This window comes from Alkalihalobacillus sp. CinArs1, assembly GCF_947387515.1.
Taxonomy (GTDB): domain Bacteria; phylum Bacillota; class Bacilli; order Bacillales; family Guptibacillaceae; genus Guptibacillus.
In genome coordinates this window covers 1-16,824 of the sequence record NZ_CANDOB010000007.1, presented here as the reverse complement: position 1 = coordinate 16,824, position 16,824 = coordinate 1, and the positions used below count along the sequence as shown (strand labels likewise).

Annotated in this window: 22 protein-coding genes and 3 tRNA genes; 23 read left to right on the top strand and 2 right to left on the bottom strand. The window is 41.9% G+C overall.

All coding sequences use genetic code 11. From position 1 onward, the window contains the following. Window positions 1–2 precede the first annotated feature (2 nt). Genes PFZ69_RS19875 through PFZ69_RS19860 form a run of 4 tightly spaced genes read left to right on the top strand, consistent with a single transcriptional unit; the run spans window position 3 to window position 2,082 of the window. Window positions 3–308, top strand: a complete 306-nt coding sequence (locus tag PFZ69_RS19875) for an antibiotic biosynthesis monooxygenase family protein (RefSeq protein WP_270182840.1) — start codon at window positions 3–5, stop codon at window positions 306–308. After that, complete coding sequence (locus tag PFZ69_RS19870) at window positions 305–673, top strand: hypothetical protein (RefSeq protein ID WP_270182839.1); 369 nt, start codon at window positions 305–307, stop codon at window positions 671–673. Before PFZ69_RS19875 ends, PFZ69_RS19870 begins: the two co-directional genes overlap by 4 nt. Before the next feature lie 13 nt (window positions 674–686). Beyond that, window positions 687–1,340: a cobalamin B12-binding domain-containing protein gene (locus PFZ69_RS19865; protein WP_270182838.1), complete on the top strand. Its 654-nt coding sequence runs from the start codon at window positions 687–689 to the stop codon at window positions 1,338–1,340. Next, complete coding sequence (locus PFZ69_RS19860; RefSeq protein ID WP_270182837.1) at window positions 1,333–2,082, top strand: STAS domain-containing protein; 750 nt, start codon at window positions 1,333–1,335, stop codon at window positions 2,080–2,082. Before PFZ69_RS19865 ends, PFZ69_RS19860 begins: the two co-directional genes overlap by 8 nt. A gap of 45 nt (window positions 2,083–2,127) precedes the next feature. Here the strand turns inward: PFZ69_RS19860 and PFZ69_RS19855 are convergent, their stop codons facing one another. Further along, window positions 2,128–2,889, bottom strand: a complete 762-nt coding sequence (locus PFZ69_RS19855) for a rhomboid family intramembrane serine protease (RefSeq protein ID WP_270182836.1) — start codon at window positions 2,887–2,889, stop codon at window positions 2,128–2,130. 153 nt (window positions 2,890–3,042) lie between these two features. Between PFZ69_RS19855 and acpS the strand changes: the two genes are divergently transcribed. The 15 genes from acpS to PFZ69_RS19780 all read left to right on the top strand — a co-directional run bounded on the left by acpS (window position 3,043) and on the right by PFZ69_RS19780 (window position 15,705). Continuing rightward, window positions 3,043–3,399 (top strand): holo-ACP synthase, encoded by a 357-nt coding sequence (gene acpS / locus PFZ69_RS19850; protein ID WP_270182835.1) that lies wholly within the window; start codon window positions 3,043–3,045, stop codon window positions 3,397–3,399. A 57-nt stretch (window positions 3,400–3,456) separates the two neighbouring features. Next, window positions 3,457–4,983 carry an NAD(P)H-hydrate dehydratase gene (locus PFZ69_RS19845; RefSeq protein ID WP_270182834.1) on the top strand — a complete coding sequence of 509 codons (1,527 nt, stop codon included), beginning with the start codon at window positions 3,457–3,459 and terminating at the stop codon, window positions 4,981–4,983. 60 nt (window positions 4,984–5,043) lie between these two features. Then, entirely contained in the window at window positions 5,044–6,048 is a 1,005-nt protein-coding gene (locus PFZ69_RS19840; RefSeq protein ID WP_270182833.1) for a LolA family protein, read from the top strand. Between the two features lie 319 nt (window positions 6,049–6,367). Beyond that, a complete protein-coding gene (alr, locus tag PFZ69_RS19835) occupies window positions 6,368–7,534 on the top strand; it encodes an alanine racemase (protein ID WP_270182832.1) in 1,167 nt (388 codons plus the stop codon). Window positions 7,535–7,663: 129 nt separating this feature from the next. Beyond that, a complete protein-coding gene (locus tag PFZ69_RS19830; protein WP_270182831.1) occupies window positions 7,664–7,948 on the top strand; it encodes a CopG family ribbon-helix-helix protein in 285 nt (94 codons plus the stop codon). 4 nt (window positions 7,949–7,952) lie between these two features. After that, complete coding sequence (gene ndoA, locus PFZ69_RS19825) at window positions 7,953–8,303, top strand: type II toxin-antitoxin system endoribonuclease NdoA (protein ID WP_048312992.1); 351 nt, start codon at window positions 7,953–7,955, stop codon at window positions 8,301–8,303. 238 nt (window positions 8,304–8,541) lie between these two features. Then, entirely contained in the window at window positions 8,542–9,366 is an 825-nt protein-coding gene (locus PFZ69_RS19820; protein WP_270182830.1) for an STAS domain-containing protein, read from the top strand. A 12-nt stretch (window positions 9,367–9,378) separates the two neighbouring features. Next, window positions 9,379–9,735 carry an STAS domain-containing protein gene (locus PFZ69_RS19815; RefSeq protein ID WP_224885320.1) on the top strand — a complete coding sequence of 119 codons (357 nt, stop codon included), beginning with the start codon at window positions 9,379–9,381 and terminating at the stop codon, window positions 9,733–9,735. Between the two features lie 3 nt (window positions 9,736–9,738). Then, window positions 9,739–10,140 carry an anti-sigma regulatory factor gene (locus tag PFZ69_RS19810; protein WP_270182829.1) on the top strand — a complete coding sequence of 134 codons (402 nt, stop codon included), beginning with the start codon at window positions 9,739–9,741 and terminating at the stop codon, window positions 10,138–10,140. Between the two features lie 15 nt (window positions 10,141–10,155). After that, the gene (locus PFZ69_RS19805; protein ID WP_270182828.1) at window positions 10,156–11,166 is read left to right on the top strand and encodes a PP2C family protein-serine/threonine phosphatase; all 1,011 of its coding nucleotides are present in this window, start codon (window positions 10,156–10,158) and stop codon (window positions 11,164–11,166) included. An 82-nt stretch (window positions 11,167–11,248) separates the two neighbouring features. Next, window positions 11,249–11,578, top strand: a complete 330-nt coding sequence (locus PFZ69_RS19800; RefSeq protein ID WP_270182827.1) for an STAS domain-containing protein — start codon at window positions 11,249–11,251, stop codon at window positions 11,576–11,578. A gap of 23 nt (window positions 11,579–11,601) precedes the next feature. Further along, window positions 11,602–12,057 (top strand): anti-sigma B factor RsbW, encoded by a 456-nt coding sequence (rsbW, locus tag PFZ69_RS19795; protein WP_442865232.1) that lies wholly within the window; start codon window positions 11,602–11,604, stop codon window positions 12,055–12,057. Further along, complete coding sequence (gene sigB, locus PFZ69_RS19790) at window positions 12,026–12,820, top strand: RNA polymerase sigma factor SigB (protein WP_270182826.1); 795 nt, start codon at window positions 12,026–12,028, stop codon at window positions 12,818–12,820. The genes rsbW and sigB overlap by 32 nt, the downstream gene beginning before the upstream one ends. A 2-nt stretch (window positions 12,821–12,822) precedes the next feature. Next, complete coding sequence (locus PFZ69_RS19785; protein WP_270182825.1) at window positions 12,823–13,425, top strand: SpoIIE family protein phosphatase; 603 nt, start codon at window positions 12,823–12,825, stop codon at window positions 13,423–13,425. A gap of 105 nt (window positions 13,426–13,530) precedes the next feature. Further along, a complete protein-coding gene (locus PFZ69_RS19780; protein ID WP_442865230.1) occupies window positions 13,531–15,705 on the top strand; it encodes a Tex family protein in 2,175 nt (724 codons plus the stop codon). 9 nt (window positions 15,706–15,714) lie between these two features. Here PFZ69_RS19780 and cmpA read toward each other — a convergent pair whose 3' ends face one another. Next, the gene (gene cmpA / locus PFZ69_RS19775) at window positions 15,715–15,828 is read right to left on the bottom strand and encodes a cortex morphogenetic protein CmpA (RefSeq protein ID WP_270182823.1); all 114 of its coding nucleotides are present in this window, start codon (window positions 15,826–15,828) and stop codon (window positions 15,715–15,717) included. Between the two features lie 101 nt (window positions 15,829–15,929). On the opposite strand from cmpA, the gene PFZ69_RS19770 reads away from it, so the two are divergent. The 4 genes from PFZ69_RS19770 (at window position 15,930) to PFZ69_RS19755 (ending at window position 16,824) form a co-directional block, all read left to right on the top strand. Then, on the top strand, window positions 15,930–16,388 hold the full coding sequence (locus PFZ69_RS19770; protein ID WP_270182822.1) for a SprT family protein: 459 nt from the start codon (window positions 15,930–15,932) through the stop codon (window positions 16,386–16,388). Between the two features lie 185 nt (window positions 16,389–16,573). Next, window positions 16,574–16,648: transfer RNA gene (locus PFZ69_RS19765), tRNA-Asn, on the top strand. Window positions 16,649–16,651: 3 nt separating this feature from the next. Then, a tRNA-Ser gene (locus PFZ69_RS19760) sits at window positions 16,652–16,742 on the top strand. Window positions 16,743–16,749: 7 nt separating this feature from the next. After that, window positions 16,750–16,824, top strand: a tRNA-Glu gene (locus tag PFZ69_RS19755).

Sequence of the window (16,824 nt, the reverse complement as noted above, 5' to 3'; positions counted from 1 at the left end):
TTATGTACATTGTGAACTCTGTCATCAACGTACCTAAAGAAAAAGTGGACGAGGTCATCGGGATTTATCAGAAACGTTCAAGAAGAGTCGATGAATTCGATGGTTTTAAATCCTTTACTTTATTACAAAGTGAACACCGCCCAGAAGAGTTGACCGTACAGATGCAGTGGGAGACGAAGGAGCACTTTTTCAATTGGATGAGAAGTCCAGCTTATAAAGAAATACACGAGTTAGAAAAGAAGTATCCAGATGCAGAACTTGCTGCAGTTAAGCCGAAAGTATATCGCTACAAGGTGGTTGCAGAATGAGAAGCACCATCGATCAGGTCGTTGAACGAGTTGTAGAAGGAATATACAAAGATATGCCAGAACTTCTTGAGAAATTCGGTGAACGAGGCAGATCCAAATGCATCGAAGATAACTACCATCATATGAAACACCTAGAGTCTGCTCGCAATTTAGATGCAGATGAGTTCTTTATCGACTACGCACTTTGGCTCAATAATCTCTTAACAACAAGAGGAATGGAAACGAAGCATGTCATAGATAATTTTGAACGGCTTGAACGAGAAATATCGAAAACGACTTTCGAAAATAAAGAGGACTATCTAAGAATTCTTTCAAAAGGTAAAGCTGAGTTAGAAGAATTGAATGTAGACAGTCCTTCATTGTAAAAGAGGTGATCATTTGCCTATAGATATCGAAAAACTAACCAATACCCTTCTAGAAGGGGAAGAAGATCACGCGTGGGAACTGATCGAAAATAAAGCAGAGCTAATGGAAAATAGTCACCTCACTTTCGAAGTGTTAACAAGCGCCATGCAACTAGTAGGGAAGCTGTGGGAGGAGAACAAAATCACCGTTGCTGATGAGCACCTAGCGACGACAACGTGTGACTATGTTCTTTCTCGATACGCATATACAAAAAAGAAATCGAAACAGTCTCCCAACGGGAAGCGTGCACTTTTCTTATGCATCGATCAAGAGCAGCACTATCTAGGTTTGAAAATGATCTCGCTATTATTTGAAGAGTATGGTTGGGAAACAAGGTTATTAGGGGCAAATCTCCCTCTTGAATATGCGGTTCATACCGTCAAAAAGTGGCAGCCTTCGGTAGTGGGGATATCCGTCGCAATTCTGTATCATGCTGAACAGTTAAAGAATTATGTTTCCGAGCTCGGAACTCTGCAGTCTCAACCAGAAATCTTGGTAGGTGGAAGGCTTGCGTCGAATTACGATCTAACCAAGTATTGCTCAGAAAATACGGTGTTAGTTCCTGGTCTAAAAGAAATTAAGTTGTGGCTTGAAGAACAGAAAGGTGATGTCTCTAATCATGGTTGACTTTACTCATCATCCTTTACCTGCATTTCTTGTTGATCACGATTTAAATATTAAGGGGCAATCACGACTGGCAACAGAATTGTTCTCTAAACCTGATTCTTTCCTTGATTTCGTTGACTCCGGAAGCAAGCAGAAAGCACTTGAACTAATAAAGGATCAAGAGGAATTCGAGCTTGTACTCAACACCGTGGAGTCACCTTACATGCTATTTAAAGTTTTTGCACGTTGGCATGACGGCGAAGGGCAACTCTTGTGTGTTAGACAAGATTCTCAAATTATGGAACTTTCTTCAATGCTTCAAATGCAGCGCGATCGGTTAGCAGAAACCAATTTTGATTTACTTGATAAAAAAGAAGAGCTGGAAGAAGCGATGAGTAAAATTAAGAGGTTGTCGAGTCCTTTTCTTCCGATTTCGTCATCCTTAAGTGTTATTCCACTATTTGGTTCTCTTGATGAGGAATTATTTTTGATCAATGAACAGCAATTACTTTCGACCCTTCAAAATGGAAATTATGAATATGTCATTCTAGACTTTAATGGCATAGGTGAAATAGAGGAGAGAGGCGTTTTTGCATTTCAGTCTTTTTACCGCATGATTCAGTTGATCGGCGTTTCTCCAATCCTAAGTGGATTAAAGCCTCAGCATGTTTTTCAATTGATGGAAAATGATTTCAATGTGGATCAAACGTTCCACATCACTGGGAGCTTAAAAGACGCAATTTCACAATATAACCTATCTTGAAAGTAAAGAAACCGGGAACCCACTGGGCCCCCGGTTTCTTTGCCTTTATAGATACCTTCCGATAAAACCAAGTAAGACAAGAACGATGAAAATTCCCCATAGCACTTTTGAAACAGAGCTTTGTCCGCCTCTTGGTCTTCTTCTTTTCCATCTGTTCGGTTTGAAGCGGATGGATCCTGGATCATCTGAATACCGAACCCTCACCATACCTCGATCAACGAAACGACGAGCATTTATTAGTAGCATAGGCGCTAGCGCAGCACCACCTAGGAATCCAAATATATGTCCAAGAATATTGATGTTCGGACTGATGAAGGTCATCAATAGACCGATACCGAGAATCATAAGGATTAACTGTGAGTTAGCCTGATCGATCAGTTCTTTTCTGTAGAACGCCATATAAAAGTAAATCCCAAACAGCCCAAATATTGCCCCAGAAGCTCCAACGTGACTGAAATAGCTGTCCTGGAGGTAAAATGTAGCGATATTAGCAATGATTCCAGCACCAAAGTATCCGATTAAAAACTTTGCCTTGCCTAGCATTTGTTCAAGAGCTGGGCCGAACAAATAGAGTGAAAAGGAATTGAAGAGTACATGAGCAAATCCTGCATGAAGAAAGATCGGTGTAACGAGTCTCCAGTATTCCCCCGCTTCAATATATCCGTTAACTCCCGCTCCCAGGTTAAAGATGGACCGCATACCCAAAAGGTTTATGAGAAGAAAGAGGAGGATATGTATACCAATAAGTGTGGAGATGATAGGATAATAACGAATAAATGAGCGAAAGTCTTCATTTCTCAAGAACATGAAGTCGACCACCTTTAATAAGAAGTATTGAAAAGATGCCTGGTATAGGCTTATCTACTATATAAGTAATTCTAGTTTAGCATAGCTGCTAGAAGAGCACTATTATTATAACTATGGTGCATTACATAGGGTTAGAACAATTGGAGGAGTAAGATGATACAAGGTATAGGCATTGATATGGTCGAGCTAGATCGAATTGAAAAAGCGGTTGAACGAAATGAAAATTTTCCTAAGCGAATTTTAACAGAGGAAGAACTTACTCAGTTTAACAATCTTAAGGGCCATAGAAGGATCGAGTTTCTAGGAGGACGGTTTGCTGCGAAAGAAGCATATGCGAAAGCAGTGGGGACTGGTATTGGGAAACTAAGCTTTCAAGACATATCTGTTCAAAAATCGAAAGAAGGAGCACCAGTTATTCGTGGAGCGGGTGGAAAGATCGTTCATGTCTCGATCTCACATACGAAATATCATGCTATAGCACAGATAATTATTGAAAGCTCGTCAAGCTAGTCTGCATATCATCGAGAGTTGTCTCATATATTTTATCACGGTCAGGAGGGACCTGTTGTGAGAATCGTATCCGGGAAAGAAATGTATGAAGCAGACCGGTTTGCCATGGAGGAGATCGGCTTAAGTGGTGCTATGCTTATGGAAAATGCGGGGAGAGCGTTGTTCGAAGCGATGAAGGAAGAGTTGAAAGGTCAAAGGATTGCAGTTGTCATAGGGACCGGAAATAACGGTGGAGATGGTTTTGTGCTTTCTCGATATTTAAAAGAACATGACTATGACGTAGATGTCTGGGTCGTCCCCTCTTTAGAGAAGCTAAGGGGCGACGCAAAGACTCACTTTACCATCTTCCAACGTTCAGGCTTTGAATGGAAAGCCTTGAATCAAGGTAATGAATGGCTCAGTCATCTTGATCGTTATACCGTTCTTATCGACTGCCTTCTTGGTCTTGGACTATCAGGCCCGATTCGTACTCCTTATAAGGAGTTGATTCAGCGTATGAATGAATCAGGTATCTCTATCTATTCAGTGGATTTACCAAGCGGATTACGATCCGATGGTGGGTATGAAGGAGAAGTAGAGCCTATAAGAGCTGATCGAACCTATACACTTGAAGCTCCTAAAACAGGTGCTTTCCTCCATCCAGATGCTGACTATTATGGAGAGCTTGAAGTTCTACACATTGGCCTTCCTCGAAAAGCATTTGAGAAAGCGCAATCCAAAAAGATTTGGACCGATCGGGATGTAGCAAGCACCCTTAGTGATCGAGCGGCGTCCTCTCATAAAGGTAGCCATGGAAAAGGGCTGGTTATTGGTGGTTCAAGCGGAATGGCTGGGGCTCCTATCATGACGGCAAAAGCAGCATATCGAAGTGGAGCAGGATTAATCCACGTTGCAGTGCCAGAAGAGATTCTTTCGGTTACAGCTGGTGCGCTGATTGAAGCGATGTTTCAAGGATGGCCTTCTGAGGGTGGACATTTCAACGGAACTATTCCAGAAGCGCTTTCGTTTGATGGAATAGCAGCTGGACCAGGTCTTGGACGAGAAAAGGGCGGGAGAAAGCTCGTTCAGACCTTGATGGAAGAAGATTGTCTGCTTGTCCTCGATGCTGATGCTCTGTTTCACTTGAGTGGATTAAAAGATCAGCTTTTACAAAGGCAAGCTCCGACCATATTAACGCCTCATCCAGGGGAAATGGCAAGGTTAGCAGATTGTTCAATTGCAGATGTGCAACGCAATCGTTTTGAGTTATCCTACCGATTTGCTCGGGAGTATGGCGTGTATCTCGTGTTGAAGGGGCCTTATACTCTTGTAACTGATCCTAATGGTAACCAGTTCGTGAACCCGACTGGGAATCCAGCTCTAGCAAAAGGTGGATCAGGAGATGTATTGACAGGTATGGTGCTTAGCTTTGTTATGCATAGTAATTCCATTCAAGAGGGAATCAGTAATGCAGTTTATTTACACGGAAAAGCAGCAGATATGCTCGTCCAGTCTGCGCATTCTACGCTTGATGTACTGGCAACCGACGTCATTGAACAGATTCCGGCTGTTCTGCATTCATTTCTGAAACATCATTACGGATAAGTTTTTCATTACGCAGGAACCTTCTTTGTCGTTTTAAATGAGGCAAAGGAGTTGAATACAGTGAAAAGGTTCAGTTCCGTTTTACTTCTTGGCGTATTGATGATGGTCGTGCTTATAGGGTGTGGACAAAAAAGTCAGCAGGATGTGGTGGATTCACTCGATCGAAAGCTAAATGAGATGGATAGCTATAAAGTCAACGCCAAGATGACACTCGAGACAGGTGAGGAGCCGCAGCGTTACGATGTTGAAGTATGGTATCAGAAGCCATCTTATTATCGCGTTGAATTAAAGAATGCGTCAAAAGAACAGAGTCAAATCATCCTAAGAAATGATGAAGGGGTTTTTGTTCTTACCCCGGCTCTGAATAAGAGCTTCCGCTTCCAAAGCGACTGGCCAGAGAATGGAAGTCAAGCGTATCTTTACAACACGCTTGTACAGGATATTCTAAATGATTCTACGGCTAAGTTTGAAGCGAGGGATAAAGACTATGTGTTTACAACAAATACGAACTATCAAAACAAAAACTTATCGAAGCAGTCTATTACCCTCAACAAAAAGGATCTTGCTCCTGAAAAAGTTTCAATCATGAATCAAGACATGAAGCCGCTCGTAACGATCGAGTTTTCTGATATGAAGTTCAACGCTTCATTCGATAAAGGCTCGTTCGACATGGAACGTAACATGACGGCTGCTCAGTTAGAAGTACCAGTGATCGCAGCTACGAATGAACCATTCGAAGTCGTGTATCCAATGTATGAGCCACAGGGTACAGGGCTAACTGATGAAAAAGAAGTGTCTCAGAACAAAGTCATCCTAAGCTTCACAGGTGAAAAATCCTTTACGCTTATCGAAGAAAAAAGTGAAGCGGCGCTAGAAACGAGTACGCCAGTTACGATGAGTAATGGTGAGCCGATCGACCTTGGATTTACGATGGGTGTTATGACAGATACAACGATATCCTGGCATTATGACGGAGTCGACTTCTTCCTTGCATCGACCGACCTATCGATGGAAGAAATGGCGGCAGTCGCACGGTCAGTATATGGTAAGACGGTAATTAAATAAGACTTCATGAGGGTTCAGCTGTGAGTACATGGCTGAGCCTTTTTTCAAAAAACAAGATTTCCATTTGACGGCTTGAGTGATTTTTAGGAGTTCTTAAATTGGGGGTTCGCGGATAAATTCTCAGATTAGCGGATAATGGTCCTCGTTTCGCGGATATAAATTGAAAAGCGCGGATAAATCTAATTTATCGCGGATAAAAAGAGAAATTCGCGGATATCATGCATAATCCTGCCCTCTCAAGGTTTTAAAAGTAGCATCTTTTATCAAAAACTCCTAAAATAGAAGCCAGAGTGATTCGCTTCTGATGGAGGAAATAATTATGGAAAATCAATCGTTCTATCGAGAGACATGGGCAGAAATTGACCTCGATGCAATAACCAAAAACATTTTATCATTTAAGAAACACGTACCTGACCATGTTTCGATCATGGCAGTTGTGAAAGCAGACGGATACGGTCATGGAGCAGTGGAAACCGCTAGAACTGCGCTCCGAGCTGGAGCGAAATATCTTGCTGTCGCTATTTTAGACGAGGCGCTTAGCTTAAGAGAATCTGGTATCGATGCTCCGATTCTCGTATTAGGCTACGTACCAGCAGCATACGCCGATCTTGCATCTGAGCACAATATTACACTTACAGCCTTTCAAAGCGAATGGATCGATCAAGTTTCGGACGTGCTAGATGGAAAAAGCCTTCGTGTTCATCTGAAAGTGGATACAGGGATGGGAAGATTAGGTATAAAGGGTGAAGAAGAAGCAAAACATATAGGAGAATGTCTCAAGCGTAATCCTTCTATTATTCCTGAAGGTCTTTATACGCATTTTGCAACTGCAGATGAGCCTGAAAATCCATTCATCGAAACACAGCTCAAGCGGTTTGAAAGGTTCGTTACGATTCTTAAAGAGTTCGGAATCGATCCTAGCTGGATTCATCTTGGAAATAGTGCGGGTTCTATGCGAATTCCGGATCGCATCGGTAATCTTGTTCGAGTCGGTATTTCGATGTACGGACTCATCCCTTCACCAGATATGGAAGAGGGAAAGCCATTTGAGCTAAATCGAGCGTTTAGTCTTCATAGCCGTCTTGTTCACGTGAAGCAGATGAATGAAGGTGATCCGATCAGCTATGGGTCTACCTATACAACGTCTGCAGGAGAGTGGATCGGGACAGTTCCAGTTGGTTATGCTGATGGGTGGATCAGAAAGCTTAACAAAATGAGCGTGTTAGTAAACGGCATTAAGGCACCTATTGTGGGAAGAATCTGTATGGATCAATTTATGGTGAGCCTTCCACATGAACTACCTATTGGAACACAAGTTACATTAATAGGATCACAGGGGTCTCAAGAAATTACAATAGACGACATTGCGGAACAGCTAGAGACGATAAACTATGAAATTCCTTGTATCATCAGTCATCGTGTCCCAAGAGTATTCATTGAAAATGGAGAAAAAAAAGGCGTAATGAATACAATTTTAAAAAAATAATAAAATATAAACAGGAATTTGCAAGAATTTGTTGAAATAGTTTTGTGGAAAGTTGTTTTGCAATGAGACGCTTACAATGGTAGTATTAATAGTGGAATTATATTATGAGTAGCAGTGCTTCGGAGGTGTATGTTTGTGACAGAGGCAAACAAAAAATCGATTGTTGTAACTCTCCCACAACATATTTTGAATGAGGTGGATGGTATTATTCAACAGGAACAGGTCGATCGTAACGAGTTCATTTCACAGGCCACGTCAATGTATATTCGCGAACGAAAGAAGCGGCAGATTCGTGACGCCATGCGCCAGGGGTACATGGAGATGGCAAAGATTAATTTGAACCTTGCAGCAGAAGCCTTTCTTGTTGAGGAGGAAGCAGAGCACACCGTGGACCGCTTAGTAAGCGGGGTGTAACGGCTTGATTGTCAAACGAGGTGACGTGTATTTTGCTGACCTTTCTCCTGTTGTTGGTTCTGAACAGGGAGGAGTACGTCCTGTCCTAATCATTCAGAACGACATCGGGAATCGTTTTAGTCCAACTGTCATCGTTGCCGCAATTACTGCACAAATTCAAAAGGCAAAGCTCCCTACGCATGTAGAGATCGATGCCAAACGGTACGGATTTGAACGTGATTCGGTTATTTTATTAGAACAAATACGCACGATTGATAAACAGCGTTTAACTGATAAAATCACTCACCTTGATGAGGGTATGATGCAGCGGGTGCAAGAAGCCCTGCAGATCAGCCTTGGGCTTATTGATTTTTAACAATTTGATATTCGCAAACGAAGCTGCTCTAAGAGCAGTTTTTTTTGTTTATCTTCCCTATTATTAAGCTGTAAAACTTTTCATGTTTATTAAAGAAGGGAATTTTCTAGCTCTGTCGAAAAGTGTGTTAAGATAAAAGTGATGAAATAGGTGCATATTCGGTAAGTATATTTATTGCGAGTCGTTACTCGTAATGAGAAGATAGAAGGTAAGCACGTTGATTGTAGGGAGGAGCACCATGGACAAGCTAATTATTCAGATTTTGAACGAAAGTCGCCAGCGCATCTATACCATGTGGATGGATGAGATGGACCGAGTACGTGAAGATCATAGGCTGCAGTCGATTACAGACGCAACTTATGAAGATACAAATAAGGAACTTTTTGAGATTATTTATACACACATCGAACAAAATGTTCATAAACCCACTGAACGGATGACAGAGTTTGCTGAGAGATTATTAAAGGTTGGCTGGAGACTGAGTTACATCACACAAGGTCTTCAAACATTCCGCAGAATTATCTTAGCAGTCCTGCTCGATGCGGATCATTCGAATGAAAAAGTCTTCAATATGTATGACGAAATCGACCGATGGATCGATCCGATCATCAACCAATTGATAAACGAGAGCGCAAAAAACTGGGAGAACACGGTTTCGATTCAGAAAGTAGCTCTTCAGGAATTATCGGCTCCGTTGATCCCTGTTTTTGAGAATATCAGTGTGATGCCACTGATTGGAACAATCGATACAGAGAGAGCCAAGTTAATTATGGAAAACCTATTGACCGGCGTGATCAAGCACCGCTCTCAAGTCGTGTTGATCGACATCACGGGTGTTCCGGTTGTCGATACGATGGTGGCTCATCATATTATACAGGCTGCAGAAGCAGTGCGACTTGTAGGAGCTCAGTGTATCCTCGTTGGTATCAGACCAGAGATTGCACAAACAATTGTTAATTTAGGTATAGATCTAGGACAGTTTCCGACAAAGAGTACCTTATTCAAAGGTATGAAAACGGCATTAGAAATGACAAAACGACAAATGATCGACCTTGATGAATAGGGGGGAAATACAGTGCGAATTCCTATTTTAAAACTCAATGAATATCTATTAATAACAATTCAAGTTGACTTGGATGATAAGACCGCCCTGCAATTCCAAGAAGATTTGCTCGAAAAAATTCATGAAACAGGAGCAAAGGGGGTTGTCATTGATCTGACATCTGTTGATATGATTGACTCCTTCATTGCAAAAGTACTTGGCGATGTCGTACGTATGTCCAATTTAATGGGGGCTAGAGTTGTATTGACGGGCATTCAACCTGCCGTTGCAATTACTCTGATCGACCTAGGTATCATGATGAAAAATGTCCCTACAGCATTAGATTTAGAACAGGGGTTAGAGAAATTACAACAGGAATTGGGGGGATAAGCAATGAATATCCAATCCTGTGTGGAAGTCCGAAACGAGTGGGATATCGTTAAAGCGAGACAATCGGGTAGAAACATTGCTAAAGAACTGGGGTTTGGTACAGTGGATCAAGCTAGAATCACTACTGCAATCTCAGAACTCGCCCGTAACATTTATCTCTATGCCGGTAAAGGTGAAGTATCAATTGAACGGACAGAGACTGGGAGTAAAGTAGGCTTGAAAATAATAGCTGCTGATTCTGGTCCTGGTATAAAAGATATTAGAAGAGTTATGGAAGACGGTTTTACGACTTCTGGAGGTCTCGGAGCAGGTCTTCCAGGTGTGAAACGACTCATGGATGAATTTACAATCGATTCAAAAGAAAATGAAGGTACAACTATTACAGCGATAAAATGGCTCCGTTAAGGAGGATAGACAAGAATGGACGACCGAGATCTTCAGTATGAAAAATACAAATCTATATTAGAAAATTATTTGGAAGAACAATCAGAACAGACGCTCTATAAGGGACAACAGTTCAGTAGAAAAATGATTGAGCAGCAGATTTCTCCTGAAGAAGCGGTTAGTCTTCATGTCAGTGTCCTAGAAGAGCTCTTTCCTGATTTACCTGAGCCTCTTAAGAACTCGTATGATTTTCTTCTAGAAATGATGATTGGCTATGGGTTTGCATACCGCGAACATCAAAGCCTTCGAAATAGACAGCAGCAACTTGAATCAGAGATAGAAGTTGCTGCTAACATGCAGCAGACCCTTTTGGCTGGAAAAAAACCAGAAGTCGATAGCCTAGATATCGGAGCGATCAGCAAGCCTGCCAAAAAGATGAACGGTGATTATTATCACTTTGTGCAGGATGAGAACGATTGCGTGAGTGTTGCGATTGCGGACATCATAGGTAAGGGAATTCCAGCTGCACTTTGTATGAGTATGATTAAATACGCCATGGACAGTGCCCCTGAGCAACGGATGCAGCCTGGTGCCGTGCTAGAGAATTTGAACCGAGTTGTCGAACAAAATGTTGATCCCAATATGTTTATCACAATGTTTTATGGTTTGTATGATTCAAGGGTTCATTCATTTTATTATGCAGGCGCCGGTCATGAACCGGGCTTTTTTTACGACTCGGAAAAAGATCAATTCGAGGAACTCTTCACAAAGGGTCTTGTACTAGGGGTCTCAAAGAAAACCTCTTATCGAGAATATCAGCGCGTACTAAATGGGAACGATATGGTTATCATGCTCTCGGATGGTGTAACGGAATGTCGGTCGAGCCGAGGATTCATCGAACGTGATGAAATCGTCGCTATGATACGGAAATACATTCACCTCTCTGCGCAAGAAATCGTGGATTCTGTTTATAAAGAACTTGAGCGACTGCAAGAATTTGAACTACGAGATGATTTTACATTGTTAATTTTGAGAAGAAAGGTTTAGATTTCTCTCAGACGTGGAATAAGACATTAGTATTCATTTCGTGAAAATATCATTATGTAACGACCTATAAGGGGGAAATGTTATGAATTTGCAGATCAAACAAGAAGATCAAGGAAATACACATCATTTATATATTGCAGGAGAAGTTGATGCATATACTGCACCCCAACTGCGAGAAGCTTTGCTTCCGTTAACAGGCAAGGAAAGTCATGAAACACTCGTTCACCTTGGTGATGTTAATTATATGGACAGTACAGGGCTTGGCGTTTTCGTCGGTGCACTTAAATCCTCCAAAGAACACGGTAGTACTCTGAAACTTCGTGGTATGACATCTAGAGTTCAGCGTCTTTTTGAAATCACAGGGCTTGATGAAGTGATTGATATCGAAGACGTAAAGGGGGGATCAAAGTGATCAATATTTCTGATTTTGTTGAAATGAAAATACCAGCTCAGGCTGAGTTCGTAGGTGTAGCTCGATTAACAGTATCGGGTATCGCGAACCGAATGGGCTACTCTTATGATGAAATCGAAGATATCAAAATTGCGTTATCAGAAGCATGTACGAATGCTGTTAATCACGCTTATAAAGAAGACGAAAAAGGACAGATCACGATCGGTTATGGAATTTACGAAGACCGACTTGAAATGATGGTTCTAGATCGTGGACAAAGTTTTGATTACTCTAAGGTCTCAGAGAAGCTCGGACCTGTTGATAGTGAGAAATCCATTGACCAACTCAGTGAAGGAGGATTAGGGCTCTTTCTTATAGAATCGCTGATGGACAAAGTGGAAATCAGTGGAGAGGATGGGGTTGTTGTCATGATGACGAAGTTCCTCCACAGAGATGGGGTGGAAGTAGATGCCAGCACAATCTCATCAACCCCAAAATAAAGACAACAAAAATGAAGTATACGAATGGATTGAACAATATCAAAATGACCCGACGAATGAAGAGGTTCAGCTTAAATTAGTCGAACGGTACGAAGATTTAGTTCAATCACTGGCACGAAAGTTCTCAAAAGGGAAAAGCATTCATGACGATCTATCTCAAGTGGGCATGATCGGATTGCTAGCAGCACTTCGACGTTTTGATCCTTCTTTCGGAAGAAGTTTTGAGTCGTTCGCAGTCCCAACAATCGTTGGGGAGATCAAGCGATTCATTCGTGATAAAACTTGGAGTGTACATGTTCCGAGAAGAATTAAAGAGCTTGGCCCGCGCATTAAGAAAGCTGTAGAGGACCTTACAAACGAATTGCAACGTTCGCCAAAAGTAGATGAGTTGGCTGAATACCTAAATGTATCTGAAGAAGAAGTACTTGAAACGATGGAAATGGGCAAAAGCTACCAAGCATTGTCTGTTGACAGTTCGATCGAGGCAGATCAAGAAGGCAGTACAGTTACACTCCTCGATTTGGTTGGAGACCAAGAGCAAGGCTTTGATCTTGTTGACCAGCAAATGGTTCTTAAAAAGGCGTTTGCTGTATTGAGCGAGCGAGAGCAAGAAATATTAAACTGTACGTATTTCGAGAACATGAGCCAGAAAGAAACCGGCGAAAAATTAGGCATCTCCCAAATGCATGTTTCTCGATTACAGCGTAGGGCTCTAGAAAAGCTGAGGCAGGCAATTCGTATTGAACCTACGGAGGCCTTTTAGATATGTTTGAACAACACGAATTTGACCAGTTGACTGTTGCAGCATATCAAAAGCCGAAAGATGGCAATCAGATGTGTGGAGATAGCTACTTCGTGGAAGAAACGGAAGAGCATTTCATCTGTGCAGTAGCTGATGGACTTGGAAGCGGCGATCTAGCAAGAGATTCGTCGCTCGCCGCTATTAACGTCGTTAAAGAACATCAGGATAAAGATGTAGAGACATTGATGAAGCTCGCGAATGAAGAGATGAGAGGAAAAAGAGGATGTGTGTTATCAGTATTTAAGTTGAATCTTCAAACACGACAAATGGAGTTCAGCGGCATCGGTAACATCAACTTGATTGTTTTCCACCCTGATGGTCGCGTTATTCGCCCGATATCCTATTCAGGCTATCTTTCAGGAAAGCTTCAAAAAGTGAAAGTCCAAACAATAGAATACCCTAAAGGTTCTTCTTTCGTTACGTTTTCTGATGGCGTTCAAATCAGTTCAAGAAACCATGCGATGATTGCGAAGTTTGACACAGTGGAAGAGTCCTTCCGCCACTTAACAAATGCATTACCCCCTACGAATGATGACGTGACATTACTCGTAGGCAAACCTGTCTAAATAAAAGTTCTTCCGTAACGATGGAAGGCTTTTTTATTTTGGATAGACTTTTATCAAAGGGTCTATTCCTGTAAACTTATACTACTATGTTTTTGATAAGGAGGAATGGATTTGGGAATTACCGCAGAAAAACAACCGGAACTTTTTAATAAAGTAGGACAAAAGCTGAAGATATCAGAGGAGCGTGTACGTCAAGTCATCACACTTTTAGATGATGGAAACACTGTTCCGTTCATCGCGAGATACAGAAAAGAACTCACGGGTGGTCTTGATGAGGTTGAGTTAAGAGAGATTCAAGAGTCTTGGACATATCTCCAAAACCTCGAAAACCGAAAAGAAGAAGTCATTCGTCTTATTGAAGAACAAGGCAAGCTAACAGATGAGTTGAAAGGTAAGTTAGTAAAAGCAGCAAAACTTCAGGAAGTCGAAGACCTTTATCGTCCGTACAAACAAAAGAAGCGTACACGAGCTACTGTTGCAAAAGAAAAAGGATTAGAGCCTTTAGCGGAATGGTTATTGAATGATGGAAAAGGTAATCCAGAAGAAAAAGCTGCAACGTTTATCTCTGAGGAAAATGAAGTGGCGACAATAGAAGATGCGCTTCAAGGTGCAAAAGACATCATCGCAGAATGGATTTCTGATGATGCGGAAGCGAGAAAGTGGATCAGAGCGAAAACATTTCAAAACGGGACGCTTCAAACAAAAGTGAAGTCTGAGGAAGATGACCCTAAGAAAATCTTTGAAATGTACTACGATTACCAGGAAGGAATCGCAAAGATTGTTCCTCACCGTGTGCTCGCCATCAACAGAGGAGAGAAAGAAGGTGTCATAAAGGCTTCGGTCGCTTCACCTACTGACACAATCTTTGAATACCTACGTAAAAAACTAATTCGTCAAGAGAGCGAAAGTGTTTCTATATTAGAAGAAACAATTGAAGATGCGTATAAACGTTTGATTCAGCCTTCCGTAGAAAGAGAAATTCGTAAGGAACTTACAGAAGTGGCAGAAGACCAAGCGATACATATCTTCTCAGAAAACTTAAAGCATCTATTGCTTCAGCCGCCTCTAAAAGGAAAGCGAGTACTTGGATTAGATCCGGCTTATCGAACAGGTTGTAAACTTGCAGTCGTTGATGATACAGGGAAGATGCTCCATGTTTCTGTTATTTATCCAACTCCACCTCGATCAGAGATTGAAAAATCGAAAGAAATCGTCAAAAAGCTGATTAAAGAATTCGATATTGAGATGATCGCAATTGGAAATGGTACGGCCTCAAGAGAGTCGGAGCAGTTCGTTGCAGAGGTTATTAAAGAAGTAGATGATGAAGTCGTGTACTTAATCGCCAATGAAGCTGGAGCGAGTGTGTACTCTGCATCAGATCTTGCAAGAGAGGAGTTTCCTTCCCTTCAAGTAGAAGAGCGCTCAGCTGTTTCGATCGCAAGGCGCGTTCAAGATCCACTAGCGGAATTAGTGAAAATTGATCCCAAGTCAGTAGGTGTTGGCCAATACCAACACGATGTTTCACAAAAGAAGCTGAATGATCAACTGACGTTCGTAGTAGAAACAGCAGTAAACCAGGTAGGCGTGAACGTGAACACTGCTTCTGTGTCTCTCCTCCAATATGTTGCCGGACTTTCTAAATCGGTCGCAAGTAATATTGTGAAAAGAAGAGAGGAAGAAGGGAAGTTCACAAGCCGCGTTCAGTTGAAGAAGGTTCCGAGGCTTGGAGCGAAAACCTATGAGCAGTGTATTGGTTTCCTACGAATAATGGAAGGAAAGCAACCACTTGATCAAACAGAGATTCATCCTGAAAGCTATGATGTGACGAAAGCATTGCTTGTCCAAATCGGGTGTGACCCAAATGACATTGGTTCAGATAAACTTGTTCAAGCACTTTCCACCCTTTCGATTAAAGAAACAGCACAGGCTCTTGAAATTGGTGAGCCTACTTTAAAAGACATCATTAAATCACTTCAAAAGCCTGGAAGAGATCCTCGTGATGAACTTGCAAAACCACTATTGAAAACGGACGTCTTAAAAATGGAAGACCTTGAAAAAGGAATGGAGTTAGAAGGTACGGTACGGAATGTCGTTGATTTTGGCGCGTTCGTCGACGTCGGTGTCAAACAAGATGGACTCGTGCACATCTCAAAGTTATCAAACCGCTACGTTAAAAACCCGATGGATATCGTGCACGTCGGTCAGGTTGTGACTGTCTGGGTAGACAGTGTCGATCTTCAAAAGGAAAGAATCGCTCTTACAATGTTACAACCATCATAAGCACTGCCCTTAGGGGCGGTGTTTTCTTTTGTAGAAAAACCAGCACTGATTTAACAATTTGATTTGGTAGCGGTCTTTCTGTAAATAAGCCTGTTGAAGCTGTCTCTTAAACCAGACAGGCATCAGGATCTCCTCCTTTTAATCTCGTGACACATTTGATAAGATGCTGTAAATTAGTTTATGAAATACTGCTTGTAAGTGTTCGAATCACAGGAGGGGCGTTTATGGATAACAAAAGCCTGCAGCTAATGGTAGAAAAAACATCACTTGAATCATTCGGATTGCCTTTCCTTCACGAAGCAACGTTTAATCCACGTTTACGAACAACGGGCGGTCGGTATTTATTAAGATCTCATAATCTCGAATTCAACCCTAAGCATTATGAGGAGTACGGTTTTGATGAGCTGATCGGTATCATCAAGCATGAGCTCTGTCATTACCACCTTCACCTTCAAGGGAAAGGATACAAACATAAGGATCGAGATTTCAAAGCACTCCTGAATCGTGTAGGCGGCTCGAGATACTGTCAGGCTGTTCCTGGCCAAAGGCGTACGGAGAAAATCAAACACATCTATCAATGTTCGAATTGCAAGACCTCCTACAAACGAAAAAGGAGAATAGATACGGCGAGGTTTGTCTGTGGGAAATGCAGGGGGAAACTCTTATTAACTTCTTCTAATTAATTATTGACGGTGTAAAAGCTATGTGTTAAATTAATATAGTCTCTTTGAGAGACTTGTCCGAAACGCATCATTAGCTTCTCAAAAACAGCCAAAAAAACTTTTGAGAATGTGTTGACTTTGCTTTCTGGATGGGTTATTATATTAAATGTCGCCGATAACGACGGCAACAACAAACAACATATTATTCCACAGTAGCTCAGTGGTAGAGCTATCGGCTGTTAACCGATCGGTCGTAGGTTCGAATCCTACCTGTGGAGCCAAACGGAGAAGTACCCAAGTGGCTGAAGGGGCGCCCCTGCTAAGGGTGTAGGTCGCGTGAGCGGCGCGAGGGTTCAAATCCCTCCTTCTCCGCCATTTTTATGGCCCGTTGGTCAAGCGGTTAAGACACCGCCCTTTCACGGCGGTAACACGGGTTCGAATCCCGTACGGGTCACCA